Here is a 16,154-nt window from a genome sequence, read left to right on the forward strand (position 1 = left end):
TACGACGGCTCAGTGGCCGTGCCCGTGGCCGTGGCCGGCCGCGGCGGCCGGCTCCTCCTCCTCGGGCTTGTCCACGACGAGGACCTCGGTCGTGAGCAGCATGCCCGCGACGGAGATCGCGTTGGCGAGCGCCGACCGGGTCACCTTGACCGGGTCGATGACGCCCTGGGCGACCAGGTCGCCGTACTCGCCGGTGGCGGCGTTGTAGCCGTTGCCGACACCGAGCTCGCGCACCTTGTGCGTGACGACGTAGCCGTTCTCGCCGCCGTTCTCGGCGATCCAGCGCAGCGGCTCCTCGACGGCCTTGCGGACGATCCGGACACCGGTCGCCTCGTCACCGCCGAGTCCGAGGTCGTCCGCGAGCACGGAGGAGGCGTGGATGATCGCGGAGCCACCGCCGGAGACGATGCCCTCCTCGATCGCGGCGCGGGTCGCGGAGACCGCGTCCTCGATCCGGTGCTTCTTCTCCTTGAGCTCGACCTCGGTGTGGGCGCCGACCTTGATCACCACGACGCCGCCGGAGAGCTTCGCCAGCCGCTCCTGGAGCTTCTCGGTGTCCCAGTCGGAGTCCGACGCCTCGATCTCGCGCTTGATCTGCTCGACGCGACCCGCGACCGCGGTGTCGTCACCGGCACCGTCGACGATCGTGGTGTTGTCCTTGGTGACCACGATGCGGCGGGCCTGGCCGAGCTCCTCGAGACCGATCTGGTCGAGCTTGAGGCCGACCTCCGGGGAGATGACCTGACCACCGGTGAGGATCGCGATGTCCTGCAGGATCGCCTTGCGGCGGTCACCGAAGCCGGGGGCCTTGCCCGCGACGGCGGTGAAGGTGCCGCGGATCTTGTTGACGACCAGGGTGGAGAGCGCCTCGCCCTCGACGTCCTCGGCGAGGATGAAGAGCGGCTTGCCGGTCTGGATGACCTTCTCCAGCAGCGGCAGGAGCTCGGCGATCGCGGAGATCTTGCCCTGGTTGATGAGGATGTAGGGGTCGTCGAGGACGGCCTCCTGACGCTCCGCGTCGGTCACGAAGTAGGCCGAGTTGAAGCCCTTGTCGAACTGCATGCCCTCGGTGAACTCGAGCTCGGTCGAGGGGGTGTTGGACTCCTCGACCGTGATCACGCCGTCCTTGCCGACCTTGCTGAAGGCCTCGGCGAGCAGGTCGCCGATGTGGCTGTCACGCGAGGAGACGGTCGCCACGGAGGCGATGTCCTTCTCGTCGTCGACCTCGCGGGCGGCGGCGGTGAGCGCCTCGCTCACGGCGGCGGCGGCGGCGTCGAGGCCGCGCTTGAGACCCAGCGGGTTGGCACCGGCCGCGACGGCGCGCAGGCCCTCGTGGACGAGCGCCTGGGCGAGCACGGTCGCGGTCGTCGTACCGTCACCGGCGACGTCGTTGGTCTTGGTCGCGACCTCCTTGGTGAGCTGGGCACCGAGGTTCTCGTACGGGTCGTCCAGCTCGACCTCACGCGCGACGGTCACGCCGTCGTTGGTGATCGTCGGGGCGCCCCACTTCTTGTCGAGGACGACGTAGCGGCCCTTGGGGCCGAGGGTCACCTTGACGGTGTTGGCGAGGGCGTCGACGCCGCGCTCCAGCGCGCGCCGGGCGTTCTCGTCGAACTCCAGGATCTTGGGCACTGCTTGCTCCTTGGGGTGGAAAGACGTCCGCCCGGGGCGTCGACGGGGACGGCCCGGGCGGACGGTGGGTCGAAGATCAGGCCAGGACCGCGAGCACGTCGCGGGCCGAGAGGATGAGGAACTCCTCGCCGGCGTACTTGACCTCGGTGCCGCCGTACTTGCTGTAGATGACCTTGTCACCCACGGCCACGTCGAGCGGGACGCGGTTGCCGTTGTCGTCGATGCGGCCGGGGCCGATCGCGAGGACCTCGCCCTCCTGGGGCTTCTCCTTGGCGGTGTCGGGGATGACCAGGCCGGAAGCGGTGGTCTGCTCCGCCTCGACGGCCTTGACGACGATCCGGTCCTCGAGCGGCTTGATGTTGACCGACACGATGTCGACCTCCACTTTCTAGGGCTGACGTTGAGTGCTGCTGTTCGCGGTCCGGCCCGGAGGCCGGCTGGCACACTCGGTCCGAGAGTGCCAGTGACGAAACTAGCACTCACCGCAAGTGAGTGCCAGAGCACCCCGTGCTCCGGGCGGCGCAGGTCCCTACCAAAGTCGGTTGCAGCCGAGGGCCGTCGACCGGCAGCGTTCTCACCATGTTCGCTGCGCTGGGTCGGTTCGTGACCCGTTTCCGTTGGTTCATCATCGCCGCGTGGATCGTGCTGGCGGGCGTCGTCGCGACGCTCGCGCCCGCGCTGGAGTCCACCCAGGACAACTCCGAGTTCCTCCCCGACCACTACGAGTCGATCCAGGCCGCGAAGCTGCAGGACGAGAAGTTCTCCGACGCCTTCTCCCCCGGGGCGATCCTCGTCGTCGAGCGCAAGGACGGCGCCAAGCTGACGGCCGCCGACCAGGCCGAGGTCGGCACGCTGGCCAAGGACCTGGCGCCGAAGCTGGGCACGAAGACCTTCCAGCAGCTGGTCGTCGCCCAGGGCCAGGACGGGAAGCCGAACCTCTCCGACGACGGCACCGTCATGTTCGCCATCGTGCCGCTCGCGGAGGACGCCACGGGCTACGACAGCCAGGCGATCGACGACGGCAAGGACATGCGCTCGGAGATCAAGGAGCTGACCAAGGGCAGCGACCTGGAGGTCAAGACCACCGGCGCGGTGCCGCAGAGCCTGGACTCGCAGGAGTCCGGCGAGGACACCCTGACCATCGTCGCCATCGCCACCGTCGTCCTCATCGTCGGCCTGCTGGCCCTCATCTTCCGCAGCGTTCTGATCTGCCTGCTGCCCCTGGTCGTGGTCGGCGTCGTGTCCACGATCGCCACCGGCGCGATCGCCTGGGCCAACGACCTGTTCGACCTCAAGGCCGACGCCTCGGTGCAGCAGATCCTCGTCGTGGTGCTCTACGGGGTCGGGACCGACTACATCCTGTTCTTCCTCTTCCGGCACCGCGAACGACTGCGCCAGGGCGCGGCCGTCAGGGACTCGGTCGTGCACAGCCTCGACCGCGCCGGCGAGGCCATCGCCTCCGCCGGCGGTGCGGTGATCGTGGCCTTCATGGCGCTGATCCTCAGCTCGCTCAGCATCTTCCGCGCGATCGGCCCGGCGCTCGCGATCGCCGTGTTCGTCACCCTCGTCGCGGCCCTGACCCTGGTCCCGGCCATCGTCTCGCTGCTCGGCAAGGCCCTGTTCTGGCCCTCGAAGTCGTGGCAGAAGGAGCCCAAGCACGGAACCTTCGTCAAGCTCGGCAAGGCCGTCGGCAACCGCCCGGGCCTGACCGCCCTGGTCTCCGGTGGTGCGATGGCGGTGCTCGCCGTCTTCGCGCTCAGCTTCAACCCGTCGTTCGACTTCAACTCCAGCCTGCCCAAGGGCGTGGAGTCGACCGAGGCGATGAACGAGTTCCAGGAGCACTTCTCCGCCGGCGCGGCCGAGCCCGTGCCGGTGCTGGTCGACGCCAAGGACGCGACGCCGAGCCAGGCCGACCTGGCGGCGTTCGGCACCGCGCTCGGCAAGGCCAAGGGAGTCGACGCGGTCGCCGGACCGGTGCCCTCCAAGGATGGCAAGGCCTTCCAGTACTACCTGACCCTGGCCGACGACCCCGTGTCCGACGCCGCGCAGGACAACGTCGCGGGGCCGATCCGGGACACCGCTCACGACGCGGCACCGAAGGGCACCGAGGCCTACGTCGGCGGCACGCCCGGCATCTTCGCCGACATGTCGGCGGCGATGGCCCGCGACTACAAGGTGGTCTTCCCGGTGGCGGCCCTGGTCATCCTGCTGATCCTGGCGCTGCTGCTGCGCAGCCTGGTCGCGCCGTGGTTCCTCATGGCCGCGGTCGGCCTCGGCTTCGCGGCCACGCTCGGCATCACGGTGATCGCCTTCCAGCACATCGGGGGCGAGTCGGGGCTGATCTTCATGCTGCCGATCTACATCTACCTGTTCGTCACGGCACTCGGGACGGACTACAACATCCTGATGATCGCCCGGCTCCGCGAGGAGGCCCGCGAGGGGCACGACCCGCACACCGCGGCGTCCCACGCGGTCACCCACGCGGGTCCGACCATCGCGGCCGCGGGCGTGATCCTCGCCGGGACGTTCGCCTCGCTCATGCTCGGCGGCAACACGCTGATCGTGTCCATGGGCTTCGCCCTCGCGGTGGGCATCTTGATCGTGTCCTTCGTGATGTCGATGTTCTTCACCCCGGCGCTGACGTCGCTGCTCGGGCACGCCGCCTGGTGGCCCGGCCACGGCGACGAGGCGAAGGACGAGCACGACCAGGTGGCATCGACGCACTGAGGTACGACGCCTGACAGGATCGGGGTGTGGACCTCGAGACCTTCCGATGGCTGCTGACCGACGACGGGCAGGCGCTGCTGGGTGAGGCCACGGCGCTCGTCGAGGGCGGGGCCGACGCGCTGAGCGCCGGCTCCGCCCTTCGTCGTACGACGACCGGGGAGCGGGCCGCGGCCGCGCTCACCCAGGTGGACCTGCGGGCCCGGGCGGTGGCGAAGCTCGGGGCGGACGGCGCGCGGATGTACTTCACGCCCGACGCGCTGGAGCAGGCCACCCGGTCCCGGGTCGCGACCCACCGCGCGGGCCGCGCGGCGGCGTTCGGCACGCGGACGCTGGTCGACCTCGGCTGCGGGATCGGTGGCGACCTGGTGGCCGCCGCCCGCGCCGGCATCGTCTGCGCCGGCGTCGACCTGGACCCGGTCCGGGTGGCGATGGCGGAGGCCAACCTGGCGGCGCTCGGCCTGCCTGGTGCCGTGCAGGTCGCCGACGCGACGACCGTCGACACCACCGCCTTCGACCTGGCCTTCGCCGACCCGGCCCGCCGCGGCGGCGCCGGGCGCACCTTCCGGGTCGAGGACTGGAGCCCGCCGTGGTCGTGGGTCGAGGGCCTGCTGACGCGCGACGCCTGCGTCAAGGTCGCCCCAGGCATCCCGCACGACCTCGTCCCCGCCGGGGTCGAGGCGGAGTGGGTCAGCGACGAGGGCGAGGTCAAGGAGGCCGCCCTCTGGTCGGGACGCACCGCCACCGTCGCCCGCCGCGCGACGGTGATCGGCGCGGGCGGGCTGGCCACGCTGACCGACGAGGACGACCCGGGCCTCGCGGCGGTCGGGATCCGGCCGGTGGGCGGCTTCCTCTACGAGCCGGACGGCGCCGTCATCCGGGCCGGCCTGGTGACCGCGGTGGCCGCCGGTGTCGGCGGCGCGCTGGTCGACCCCAAGATCGCCTACATCACCGCCGACGAGGCCTTCCACAGCCCGTTCGCGCGGGGCTACCGCGTGCTGGAGCGGCTCCCCTACCGCGAGAAGCAGCTCAAGGCCGCCCTGCGGGAGCGGGACGTCGGCCGGCTGACCATCAAGAAGCGGGGCGTGGACGTCGTGCCGGAGGTGCTGCGCAAGCGGCTCGCGCTGCAGGGCGACGCCGAGGCCACGATCGTGCTGACCCGGGTGGCCGGCGAGGGCACCGCCCTGCTCGTCGAGCCGTTCTAGCGGCCGAGCGCGGCGGCCTCGGCGCCGATCGTCGTGTCCTCGCCGTGCCCGGTGTGCACGACGGTGTCCTCCGGCAGCGCGAACAGCCGCGCCCGGATCGAGGCCTCCAGCGTCGGCCGGTCGCTGAACGAGCGGCCGGTGGCGCCCGGCCCACCCTGGAAGAGGGTGTCGCCGGCGAAGACGCAGCCCAGGTCGGGGGCGTGGAGGCAGACCGCACCGGGCGCGTGGCCGGGCGTGTGGATCGCCGTCAGCACCGTGCCGGCGACCGGGATCTCCGCGCCGTCGGAGAGGTCGAGGTCCCAGAGGTGGTCGGTGTGGGTCAGCTCCCACAGCGGCTTGTCGTCGGGGTGCAGCAGGATCGGCGCGACGACCGCCTCGCGCAGCGCGGGCGCGACCCGGACGTGGTCGTCGTGGGCGTGGGTGCAGATGATCGCCTTCACCCGGCGCTCCCCCACGACGGCGAGGATGTCCTCGACCGAGTGCGGCGCGTCGATGACGACGCACTCGTCGTCGTCGCCGACGACCCACACGTTGTTGTCGACGTCGAAGGTCTCCCCGTCGAGGGAGAAGGTGCCGCTGGTGACGGCGTGGTCGACGCGCAGCGGGCCGGCCATCAGAGCACCACCACCGAGCGGAGCACGTCGCCGCCGTGCATCCGCTCGAAGGCCGCCTCCACCTCGCCCAGGCCGATCTCCTCGGTGACGAAGGCGTCGAGGTCGAGCTTCCCCTGCCGGTAGAGGTCGACGAGCATCGGGAAGTCGCGGGAAGGCAGGCAGTCGCCGTACCAGCTGGACTTGAGGGCGCCACCGCGGCCGAAGACGTCGATGAGCGGGAGGTCGGGGACCTTCATGTCGGGGGTCGGTACGCCGACGAGGACCACCGTGCCGGCGAGGTCGCGCGCGTAGAACGCCTGCTTCCAGGTCTCCGGGCGGCCGACCGCCTCGACGACCACGTCCGCGCCCTCGGCGCCGTCGTAGGTCTCGGCGCAGATCCGCTTGATCTCCTCGACGGGGTCGGTCGCCGAGGAGTCCACGGTGTGCGTGGCGCCGAGGGCCTCGGCCTTCGCGAGCTTCTTGGCGTCGATGTCGACGGCGATGATCGGGTGGGCGCCCGCCAGCGCGGCGCCGGCGATCGCGGCGACACCGACCCCGCCGCAGCCGATCACGGCGATCGACTTGCCGCGGGTGATCGCACCGGTGTTGATGGCCGCGCCGATGCCGGCCATCACACCGCAGCCGAGCAGGCCGACCGCCGCCGGCCGGGCCTCGGCGTCGACCTTGGTGCACTGGCCGGCGGCGACCAGGGTCTTCTCCGTGAAGGCGCCGATGCCCAGGGCCGGGGAGAGCTCGGTGCCGTCCTCCAGGGTCATCTTCTGGGTGGCGTTGTGGGTGTTGAAGCAGTAGTGCAGGTCGCCGCGCTTGCAGGCGCGGCACTCGCCGCAGACCGCCCGCCAGTTGAGGACGACGAAGTCACCCGGTGCGACACCGGTGACGTCCGGGCCGACCGCCTCGACGATCCCGGAGGCCTCGTGGCCGAGCAGGAAGGGGAACTCGTCGTTGATCCCGCCCTCGCGGTAGTGCAGGTCGGTGTGGCACACCCCGCAGGTCAGCACCTTGACGACGGCCTCACCCGGACCGGGGTCGGGGATGTTGATGGTGACCAGCTCGACGGGCGCTCCCTCGGAGCGGGCGATGACGGCCTTGACCTGCTGCACGGTGCCTCCTGAGACGGGGTTCTCTCGGACGCAGCCAATCTAGTGGGCGGGGTGCGACGCCCGTCACTGCCACTGGAGGCTGGCGAGCACCGGCTCGACCCACTCCTCGAGGTCCAGGCCGTTGGGCACGACGAAGGCGACCGTGGTCAGCACGTTGTCGGCGTCCAGGCCGCCCCACTCGTAGAACTGGCCGTTCGGCCCCTGGCCCTCCAGCACGAAGCCCTCGACCCCGGCGATGGTCCGGTTGGCACCGACCTTGAGCGGGATCTCGCGGGTGCCCTCCTGGCTCTCGCGCGCAAGCTCGGCCATCCGGGCGAGGTTGTCGTCGATCTGCGGGAACTCGGTGACGTCGACGTAGTAGAACTTCTCCGTGCCCGGCGCGAAGTCGACCGACTTGATGGTGACGACGGTCGTCTTGTCGCCGTAGGTGCGCCACTTGACGCTGGCAGGCAGCCGGAGGGTGGCGGTGCTGTGCAGCGTGACCAGCGGGCCGGTCGCCGGCTCCACCTCCGTCGGGCCCGACGACGTCGGGTCGGCCGAACCGCTCGTCGTCTCGCCGGGGGTCCCGCTGGACGTCGAGGGTGAGCTCTTCGGCTCGTCCTTGCCGTCGTCCGAGCAGGCCCCGAGGGCCACGACCAGGAGCGCTGCGGCCAGCAGCGAGGTCATCCGGCGAGCGCGCATGGCTCCGTCGTCCTTCCACCCGAGATCGCGAACGCGCCTACCCTAGAGGACGAACCAGAACTCTCGATCTCCTCGGTTTCGACAGCCGTACGGCGGGGCAAGGGTCGGGGGTCCACCCACACGTCCTCTCGGGAAGGTTCCCCAGATGATTCCGGAGCTCGCCGGGTACACCCCCGCCGCGCTGGCCACCGCGTCGCCGAAGGGCCTCGCGCTCGTCGAGGAGCGCATCAGCGCGGTGATCAAGACGATCGACTACCAGATGGACGTCCTCGACGAGGTCGACTTCCCCGTCAAGGGGCACATCGGCAAGCAGTCGTTCGGCGGCGGTGGCCACCCGGCCCTGCTCGCCCTCCACCACGCCCGGGCCCACGGGGTGGTCACGACCACGCTGAAGGACCTGCGCAGCGACCTGGTGAAGTTCCGCACCGCGATCCGCGAGGCGCGCACCCTGCTCAAGGACAAGGACGAGCAGGCCCGAGCGGACGTCGCCACGATCCTGCAGCGCACCGAGGACCTCGACCTGGGCACGCAGGCCCGCCCGGAGGCACAGGTCCAGCACGCCAACGACGTCGCCACCGACGAGCCGGTGCCCGCCGGAGCGGGCACCACCGGAACCGAGGAGCAGCCCTGATGGCCGGACAGAACATCGCCGAGCTCCAGCAGTGGACGGCCGGGATGAACGAGAACGACGTCGCCACGTCGCAGATGGCCTGGTTCAACGTGGCCGGCGTGCTCCAGACCGTGAGCACCGCCCTCAAGGGCGTCGCCCCGGCCCTGAAGGAAGGCTTCGGTGACTCCGACATCGCCGAGACCGCCCCGGTGGCGTTCACCAACGCCGCCGACAAGCTCGAGGAGCAGCGGCCGCCGATGCTCAAGGCGTCCAAGGCCCTGGACGAGGTCCAGACCGCGATGAAGAACGCGACCGCGACCAGCGGGACCAAGGTCGACGAGCCCGGTCCGGCGCCCCAGCAGGAGAACTACCCGGGCATCCCGATCGTCGCGGACCTCAAGTTCGCCGCCGACACGGCCAAGCACGTCGCGGACGTCGCGGCCTACAACGCCCACGACGCGCAGGCCGGCGAGCGCCTCGCCGCGCTGAAGAAGTCGTACACCGCCGCGGTCACGGTGTTCAAGGAGATCCACGGCGACCCCTACATCCCGGTCGACCCCGACGACAGCACCGGCGGCAACGGGCCGACCGGCCGCCGGCCGAGCCCGGGCGGCGGCGTCAAGCCCGTGCGCCCGATCGGCACGATCATCGGCGACGACGACGACCCCGGCAAGGACGACGACCGTCCCGACCGCCCGGACCCGGTCGACCCGCCGCTGCCGCCGCGTCCGCCCATCGACAACGGTGTCGACGAGAACTGGCCGACCTTCGACCCCGACCCCACCGACCCCGTCGGCCCCTACCCCGGTGGCCCGAACGCCGGCGGTGGCGGCGGTGGTGGCGGTGGGATCAGCCCCGGCCTCATCGGCGGCGGGCTGGCCGCGGGCGGTGCGCTCGCCGCACCCGGTGCGATCAAGGGCCTCAGCGGGATGCTGTCCCGCGCCGGCCTCAGCGGCGGCGGCACCATCGGTGCCAGCTCGCGCGCCGGCGGACCGGGCGCGCTCGGCCGCAGCGGCGCCGGTACGCCGGGATCGCCGACCTCGCGCGGAGCCGGCGGCCGCGGGGCGGGCGGTCGCGCCGGAGCCCCGGGCGCGCAGGGCGGTCGCGGTCGCGGCGGCGCTGGTGGCCGCGGCGGTCGCGGTGCGGCCGGTGCCGGTGGCGGCCGAGGTCGCGGCAAGAAGGACCAGGAGAACGGCGCGGACCAGGAGCTCTACGACGACGGCCAGGACTGGCTCGACGACGAGGGCGCCGGCCCGAGCGTGCTGGGCTGAGGCGTTCGCCGGCTGGGGCGGTCGCCTCAGCCGGCCAGCACGTCGGTCACCGGCAGGCTCGAGTCGGCCGGCAGGTCGAGCGAGGACGGCGTACGGCCGCGGGCGACCATGGTCGAGCCGAGGGCGGCGACCATGGCGCCGTTGTCGGTGCACAGACCCGGCCGCGGCACCCGGACCCGGATGCCGAGCTTGCCGGCGCGCTCCTCGGCCATCGCCCGCAGCCGGGAGTTGGCGGCGACCCCACCACCGATCATGAGGTCCTCGATGCCCTCGGCCGCGGCGGCGTCGAGCGCCTTGCGGACCAGGACGTCGCACACGGCCTCTTGGAACGACGCGGCGACATCGGCGACCGGCACCGGCTCCCCGGAGCGCTCGCGGGCCTCGACCCAGCGCGCCACGGCGGTCTTGAGCCCGGAGAACGAGAAGTCGAAGCGGTGCCGTTCGAGGTCGCGCCGGCTGGTCAGCCCGCGCGGGAAGTCGATCGCGACGGAGTCTCCCTCGCGGGCGACCCGGTCGATGTGCGGGCCGCCGGGGAAGGGCAGGCCGAGCAGCCGGGCGACCTTGTCGAAGGCCTCGCCCGCGGCGTCGTCGATGGTGGCGCCCATCGGGTCGACCCCCGCGTCGGTGCCGGTGATGTCGGTGACCCGCAGCAGGCTGGAGTGCCCGCCGGAGACCAGCAGCGCCAGGCTCGGCTCCGGCAGCGGGCCGTGCTCGAGCTGGTCGACGGCCACGTGCGCGGCGAGGTGGTTGACGCCGTAGATCGGCTTGCCCAGCGACAGCGCCAGCGCCTTGGCGGAGGCGACGCCGACGAGCAGCGCGCCGGCGAGGCCGGGCCCGTGGGTGACCGCGATCGCGTCCACGTCGGACAGCACGATGCCGGCGGTGTCGCAGGCGCGCTGGATGGTGGGCACCATCGCCTCCAGGTGCGCCCGGCTCGCCACCTCCGGTACGACGCCGCCGAAGCGGGCGTGCTGCTCGACGCTGCTGGCGACGGCGTCGGCGAGCAGGGTGTGGCCGCGCACGATGCCCACACCGGTCTCGTCGCAGGAGGTCTCGATGCCGAGGACGAGCGGTTCGTCGCGAGTCATGGGTCCATTCTGACGGGTGTGCTGAGGACGAGCGCGGTGGCACCGTCGCGGTAGTAGCGCGCGCGGCGGCCCAGCTCGTCGAACCCGTGCCGGGTGTAGAACATCCGCGCCGACAGGTTGTCCTCGCGCACCTCCAGCAGCAGTCGTCGCGCGCCGAGGCTCGCGGCGTGCACGTGCACCGCGTCGAGCAGGGCTCCGGCGACGCCGGTGCGACGCAGGTCCTCGGGGACCGCGATCCGCTGCAGCTCGGCGTCCACGTCGACGACGCTGACGACGGCGTAGCCCGCGAAGCCGGTGTCCCGCTCGGCCACCAGGATCCGCACGGTCGGGACGGTGCCGTCGACGGCCTGCTCCAGCAGGGTCGGCGACCACGGGTCGAGCGGGAAGGCGAGAGCCTCCAGCGCGGCCACGTCCGCCACGTCGACCGGGGCCGCGGCGCGGACCAGGGTCACGGGGTCGGGGTGACGTCGGGCAGCACGGCCTTGGGCGCGTGCGGGATCTCCGCGTCGGGGCGGCGCAGGTAGAGCGGCTCGGGCGCCACCAGCGGCACCCGCTGCCCGGCCACGGCGCGCGCCAGCCAGGCGGCGTCCGGGCGCAGCGGGCTGCGCCCGTCGGGGAAGGCGTCGGGGTAGAGCGTCGCGCCCTCCCCCACCACCGGGCGTCCGGTCGCCAGCGCGGCGGGCCGGTCGACGACCGGCTCGGAGGTGCGCACCCCCCGCCCGTCGTACGACGCCAGGTAGACCTCCTTGCGCCGCGCGTCCGTGGCGACCACGAAGTCCCCGTCGACCACCCCGGTCTCGACCGCTTCGATCGCCAGCGCGTCGAGCGAGCAGACCCCGTGCACCGGCACGTCGAGGACGTGCCCCATGGTACGCGCGGTGACCAGCCCGACCCGCAGCCCGGTGAACGGGCCCGGCCCGACGCCGACCGCGAGCGCCGTCAGGTCGGCCGGCCGGGCGCCGGCCTCGGCCAGCACCCGCTCGACCAGCGGGGCGAGCTGCTCGCCGTGCCGCATCGCGACGGCGGCGGTCGCGGAGGCGAGCACCTCGGTGCCGTCGTGCAGGGCGACGGTCACCGTCGGGGACGCGGTGTCGAGGGCGAGCAGCACGGTGCGAGGTTACTCGCCGGGCCTCACTGCCACGCCTTCACGTAGTCGACCTCGGTGGTCGAGGGCAGGGAGACCCGGCCGTCGTAGGCGTTGCTGCCGACCCCGAGGTACTGGGTGAAGCTGACGATCATCCGCTTGCGGAAGCTCGGCGCGGCGTCGGTGCTCACCAGGCAGGTCCGCCCGTCGACGACGATCGCGATCCGCGAGGCGGTCCACTCCAGGGTGTAGGTGTGCCAGAGCCCGCGTGGGGCCCGGCAGCTCCAGGAGGTGTTGAAGCCGTCGACCGGGCCCAGGCTGTCGGCGGAGTAGTGCAGGAACGGGACGGAGAGGTTCGGCATCACCGAGTAGGTCTCCATGACGTCCATCTCGCCGGAGGCCGGCCACGGGCTGTCGGCGCCGTAGCGCACGTCCGGCCACAGCCAGAACGCCTCGTGCAGGCCGGGCAGCGAGGTGCCGCGCACGCGGATCCGCGCCTCCATCCGGCCGTACTGCTGGCTCCACCGGCCGTAGCTGGTGACCGTGGCGCCGGCGTACTTGCCGCGGGTGCCGTCGGCGCGCAGCGGGCACGGGGTGCTGGTGCCCTGGGCCCGGACGACCGAGAGCCGCAGGCTGCCGTAGGCGACCTGGACGGTGCGCGGGTTGTTCAGCACGCACAGGTCGCCGCCGCCGTACTGGTCGAGGCCGATCCACTTCGTGCGGTCGAGGGTGGAGCCGGAGAAGTTGTCGACGAAGGTGCAGGACCAGTAGCCACCGGCGGCCCGGTAGACCCGGGCGCCGCAGGCGTCGGTGGTGGCGGCCGCCGCGGGCGCGTCCGGTGCCGCCGGGCCGAGCGGTGCCACGAGCGCGGCGGTGAGCAGGCAGACCGTCACCAGGGCAGACTTCACAGAACGCATTGGACCCCCATGTCCGTGCGAAAGGTCGGAGAGGGGAGTCCCCCCGAGGTCCCTTAACCTAGCGATCCGCGGCGTCGAGTGGAACAGGTATCAGTTCACAGGTTTGCCCCAGGCTCGCCACAGGAACGCGGCCGTCAGCGCCACACCTTCACGTAGTCGACCTCGGTCGTCGCGGGCAGCGGGACCGAGCCGTCGTACTGGTTGGGACCGCCGCCGAGGACCTGCGAGAAGGCGATGATGAAGCGCTTCTGGAAGCTGCTCGCCCCGGCCGTGTTGACCAGGCAGGTCTTGCCGTCGACGAGGATGGTGAGCCTCGAGGAGGTCCACTCCAGCGTGTAGGTGTGCCACAGCCCGCGCGGGGCGGAGCAGTCCCAGGCGGTGTTGAGCCCGTCGACCGGGCCCTTCTCGTCGTCGCTGTAGTGCAGGAACGGGATGGCGAGCTCGGGCGCGGAGGAGTAGGTCTCGGCGACGTCGATCTCACCGGAGTAGGGCCAGTCGGCGTCCGAGCTGTAGCGGGTGTCGGGCCACATCCAGAACGCCTCGTGCAGGCCTGGGCCGTCGGCGTCGGTGACCCGCATGCGGGCCTCGAACCGGCCGTACTGCTGGCTGAACCGGTAGTAGGAGCTGACCCAGGCGCCGGCGTAGCTCCCCCGGGTGCCGTCCTCGCGAGTCGGGCAGGTCAGGCTCGCATCGGTCGCCCGTGCTGTCAGCCGCAATGCGCCGCCGGAGACCGCAACCGTGCGCGACGTGTTGCGCACGCACTGGTCTCCGGCGCCGTAGAGGTCCATGCCGACCCAGTACTTGTTGTCGAGGCTGGTGCCGGAGAAGTAGTCGGCCAGCGTGCAGGTCCAGCTGCCCCCACCCGGCTTGGCGACCCGGCCGCCACAGTCCGGGCCGTAGCCCGGTGGCGCGGCCGAGGCGGACGGTGTCCCCGGCGACAGCGGTACGACGAGCGCGGCGGCGAGCAGGCCGGCCGCGAGGACGACGGCGTGACGGATCGGACGCATGACTCCCCCTGTGGTGATGCGAGATCCCGAGAGGTGGCTCCCTGTGCTCGCAAGGTAGCCCTCCGAGGGCTCCTCGGGACAGGGCCTCGAGGTGAACATGACCAGGAGGACGACCGGAGATGGCCCGATCAGACCATGGTGGTCACGGCAACCGTCGTCAGCGCCAGGCGCGCACCCAGTCCACCTCCATGGTGGCCGGCAGCGGGACCCGGGCCGGGTCGCGCAGGTTGTCGCCGGTGCCCATGAACTGGGTGAGAGCCACGATGAACGGCTTGCGGAAGGTCGCCGCCAGGTCCGTGCTGTCGAGGCAGCGCTTGCCGTCGATCGCGATCCGCAGTCGCTCCGCGGACCACTCCAGGGTGTAGGTGTGCCACGCGCCGCGCTCGGCGACGCAGCCGGTGGAGGTGTTGAGCCCCTCGACCGGGCCGCCCGCGTCGGCGCTCGAGTGCAGGAACGGGATCGCCCGGTCGGGACGGACCGAGTAGGTCTCGGCGACGTCGATCTCGCCGGTCTGCGGCCAGGGCCGGTCGGCGCCGTGCCGGACGTCGGGCCACAGCCAGAACGCCTCGTGCAGCCCGGGGCCGTCCACGTCGGCGACCCGGACCCGGGCCTCGAACCGGCCGTACTGCTGGCTCCAGCGGCCGTAGGTGCTGACCTGGCCGCCGGCGTACACCGCCCGGGTGCCGTCGGCGCGCAGCGGGCAGGGGGTCGCGGCATCGGTGGCGATCAGCGAGAGGCGCAGCCGGCCGCCGGACACCGCGACCGTGCGCGGGCTGTCGATGAGGCAGAGGTCCTCGCTGCCGACCTGCTCGGCAGCGGTCCAGGTGCCGTCGTCGAGCGCGTCGCCGTCGAAGTCCTCGGCCAACGTGCAGGCCCACCACCCGCCGCCGGGCTTCGTCAGCCGCTCACCGCAGCGGTCCCGCTCCGGCTCGCTCTGCGCCCACCAGAACGCCAGCGCGACCACCGAGACCAGGACCAGCAGGCTGGCGCCGAGGACGACGACCGTGCGGGAGGGGCGCATGATCCGCCAAGGTAGTCATCCCGGCGCCCCGGCGGGGCATTTCGGGGTCACTGCCAGGCCTTGACCCAGTCCACCTGCATGGTCGCGGGGAGCGGGACGCGGCCGTCGTAGTCGTTGGCGTTGGAGCCGAGCAGCTGGGTGAAGGCGATGATGAAGCGCTTGCGGAAGGTCGGCGCCCCGGCCGTGTTGACCAGGCAGGTCTTGCCGTCGACGAAGATCTCCAGCCGGTCCGCGGTCCACTCCAGCGCGTAGTTGTGCCACTCGCCGCGGGTGGTCCGGCAGTTCCAGGCGGTGTTGAGGCCGTCGACCGGACCCTTGACGTCGTCGCTGTAGTGCAGGAACGGCACGGCGAGGTGCGGCTTCTCCGAGTAGGTCTCGGCGATGTCGATCTCCCCGGTGATGGGCCAGTCGGTGTCCGAGCCGTAGCGGGCGTCGGGCCACATCCAGAAGCCCTCGTGCAGGCCGGGCAGGCTGGTGGCCTGGACCTTCATCCGGGCCTCGTAGCGCCCGTACTGCTGGCTCCACGCGCCGTAGGTCGAGACCCAGCCCGAGGAGTAGATGCCCTGGGTGCCGTCCGGGCGGACCGGGCAGGCGTTGGCGCCGGTCGCCTTGACCGCGCTGAGCCGCAGGGTGCCGCCGGACACCGCGATGGTGTCGTTGTTGTCGAGCACGCAGCGGTTGCCGGCGCCGTAGAACTGGTGCCCGCTCCAGCGGGTGCGGTCCAGGCTGGTGCCGTTGAAGTTGTCGATGAAGGTGCAGGAGTACCACCCGCCGGTCCGCTTGGCGGGCCGCGCACCGCAGGCGTCCGCCGCGGGCGGCTTGGGCTTGGCGGCCACCGGGGCCTGGACGAGCGGCTGGACCACCCGGGCGCCGCTCGCGCGTCCGGCGGCGACGACCCGGAACCTACGGGGCGCACTGGCGGCCGAGACGACCGAGCGGTAGCGGCCGGACTTGGCGGCGCGGACCTTGCGCACGGTCACCCAGCGGCTGGTGCGCACCTGCACGGAGACGACCGAGCGGGGCTTGGCCCGGCCGGTGAGCACGACGAGCCGCGAGACCGGCGTGGGCCGGTCGAGCACGGGGGCGGAGGCCCGCTTCGCCTCCGCAGCGGGTACGCCGACGAGCAGCAGTCCTGCTGCCACGACGACCGCGAGAAGACACCTGAGCGAACGCATCCGAAAGACCCCCTCCAGGTCCGAT

16 protein-coding genes are annotated in these 16,154 nt (G+C 72.2%); 4 read left to right on the forward strand and 12 right to left on the reverse strand.

Going from position 1 to position 16,154, the window contains the following annotated elements; translation table 11 throughout:
* Positions 1–9: 9 nt before the first annotated feature.
* Together groL and groES are read right to left on the reverse strand one after the other, a co-directional pair.
* On the reverse strand, positions 10–1,632 hold the full coding sequence (gene groL / locus MRBLML1_RS00385) for a chaperonin GroEL (RefSeq protein WP_364509850.1): 1,623 nt from the start codon (positions 1,630–1,632) through the stop codon (positions 10–12).
* Between the two features lie 76 nt (positions 1,633–1,708).
* Complete coding sequence (gene groES, locus MRBLML1_RS00390) at positions 1,709–2,002, reverse strand: co-chaperone GroES (protein ID WP_364513077.1); 294 nt, start codon at positions 2,000–2,002, stop codon at positions 1,709–1,711.
* Positions 2,003–2,211: 209 nt separating this feature from the next.
* On the opposite strand from groES, the gene MRBLML1_RS00395 reads away from it, so the two are divergent.
* Positions 2,212–4,359 (forward strand): MMPL family transporter, encoded by a 2,148-nt coding sequence (locus MRBLML1_RS00395; RefSeq protein WP_364509852.1) that lies wholly within the window; start codon positions 2,212–2,214, stop codon positions 4,357–4,359.
* A gap of 26 nt (positions 4,360–4,385) precedes the next feature.
* A complete protein-coding gene (locus tag MRBLML1_RS00400) occupies positions 4,386–5,561 on the forward strand; it encodes a class I SAM-dependent methyltransferase (RefSeq protein ID WP_364509854.1) in 1,176 nt (391 codons plus the stop codon).
* Here the strand turns inward: MRBLML1_RS00400 and MRBLML1_RS00405 are convergent.
* From MRBLML1_RS00405 to MRBLML1_RS00415, 3 genes are all read right to left on the reverse strand, one after another.
* Positions 5,558–6,175 carry an MBL fold metallo-hydrolase gene (locus tag MRBLML1_RS00405; RefSeq protein ID WP_364509856.1) on the reverse strand — a complete coding sequence of 206 codons (618 nt, stop codon included), beginning with the start codon at positions 6,173–6,175 and terminating at the stop codon, positions 5,558–5,560. The genes MRBLML1_RS00400 and MRBLML1_RS00405 overlap by 4 nt on opposite strands.
* On the reverse strand, positions 6,175–7,275 hold the full coding sequence (locus MRBLML1_RS00410) for an S-(hydroxymethyl)mycothiol dehydrogenase (protein ID WP_364509858.1): 1,101 nt from the start codon (positions 7,273–7,275) through the stop codon (positions 6,175–6,177). The genes MRBLML1_RS00405 and MRBLML1_RS00410 overlap by 1 nt, the downstream gene beginning before the upstream one ends.
* Positions 7,276–7,338: 63 nt before the next feature.
* Positions 7,339–7,956: a hypothetical protein gene (locus MRBLML1_RS00415; protein ID WP_364509860.1), complete on the reverse strand. Its 618-nt coding sequence runs from the start codon at positions 7,954–7,956 to the stop codon at positions 7,339–7,341.
* Positions 7,957–8,101: 145 nt separating this feature from the next.
* On the opposite strand from MRBLML1_RS00415, the gene MRBLML1_RS00420 reads away from it, so the two are divergent.
* Together MRBLML1_RS00420 and MRBLML1_RS00425 are read left to right on the forward strand one after the other, a co-directional pair.
* Positions 8,102–8,587: a hypothetical protein gene (locus MRBLML1_RS00420; protein WP_364509862.1), complete on the forward strand. Its 486-nt coding sequence runs from the start codon at positions 8,102–8,104 to the stop codon at positions 8,585–8,587.
* On the forward strand, positions 8,587–9,837 hold the full coding sequence (locus MRBLML1_RS00425) for a hypothetical protein (RefSeq protein ID WP_364509864.1): 1,251 nt from the start codon (positions 8,587–8,589) through the stop codon (positions 9,835–9,837). Before MRBLML1_RS00420 ends, MRBLML1_RS00425 begins: the two co-directional genes overlap by 1 nt.
* 26 nt (positions 9,838–9,863) lie before the next feature.
* On the opposite strand, the gene tsaD is transcribed toward MRBLML1_RS00425, so the two are convergent.
* The 7 genes from tsaD to MRBLML1_RS00460 form a co-directional block, all read right to left on the reverse strand.
* Positions 9,864–10,925 carry a tRNA (adenosine(37)-N6)-threonylcarbamoyltransferase complex transferase subunit TsaD gene (gene tsaD, locus MRBLML1_RS00430; RefSeq protein WP_364509866.1) on the reverse strand — a complete coding sequence of 354 codons (1,062 nt, stop codon included), beginning with the start codon at positions 10,923–10,925 and terminating at the stop codon, positions 9,864–9,866.
* A complete protein-coding gene (gene rimI, locus MRBLML1_RS00435) occupies positions 10,922–11,377 on the reverse strand; it encodes a ribosomal protein S18-alanine N-acetyltransferase (RefSeq protein WP_364509868.1) in 456 nt (151 codons plus the stop codon). The genes tsaD and rimI overlap by 4 nt, the downstream gene beginning before the upstream one ends.
* Positions 11,374–12,033 carry a tRNA (adenosine(37)-N6)-threonylcarbamoyltransferase complex dimerization subunit type 1 TsaB gene (gene tsaB, locus MRBLML1_RS00440; RefSeq protein WP_364509870.1) on the reverse strand — a complete coding sequence of 220 codons (660 nt, stop codon included), beginning with the start codon at positions 12,031–12,033 and terminating at the stop codon, positions 11,374–11,376. Before tsaB ends, rimI begins: the two co-directional genes overlap by 4 nt.
* Positions 12,034–12,056: 23 nt before the next feature.
* Positions 12,057–12,917, reverse strand: coding sequence for a glycoside hydrolase family 16 protein (locus MRBLML1_RS00445; protein WP_364509872.1), 861 nt, complete (start codon positions 12,915–12,917; stop codon positions 12,057–12,059).
* Positions 12,918–13,060: 143 nt separating this feature from the next.
* Complete coding sequence (locus MRBLML1_RS00450; RefSeq protein ID WP_364509874.1) at positions 13,061–13,933, reverse strand: glycoside hydrolase family 16 protein; 873 nt, start codon at positions 13,931–13,933, stop codon at positions 13,061–13,063.
* A 157-nt stretch (positions 13,934–14,090) separates the two neighbouring features.
* Positions 14,091–14,954 carry a glycoside hydrolase family 16 protein gene (locus MRBLML1_RS00455; protein ID WP_364509876.1) on the reverse strand — a complete coding sequence of 288 codons (864 nt, stop codon included), beginning with the start codon at positions 14,952–14,954 and terminating at the stop codon, positions 14,091–14,093.
* Between the two features lie 47 nt (positions 14,955–15,001).
* Positions 15,002–16,096, reverse strand: coding sequence for a glycoside hydrolase family 16 protein (locus MRBLML1_RS00460; protein WP_364509877.1), 1,095 nt, complete (start codon positions 16,094–16,096; stop codon positions 15,002–15,004).
* Positions 16,097–16,154 lie beyond the last annotated feature (58 nt).

It is taken from the genome of Nocardioides sp. LML1-1-1.1 (genome assembly GCF_040676175.1).
Classification (GTDB): domain Bacteria; phylum Actinomycetota; class Actinomycetes; order Propionibacteriales; family Nocardioidaceae; genus Nocardioides.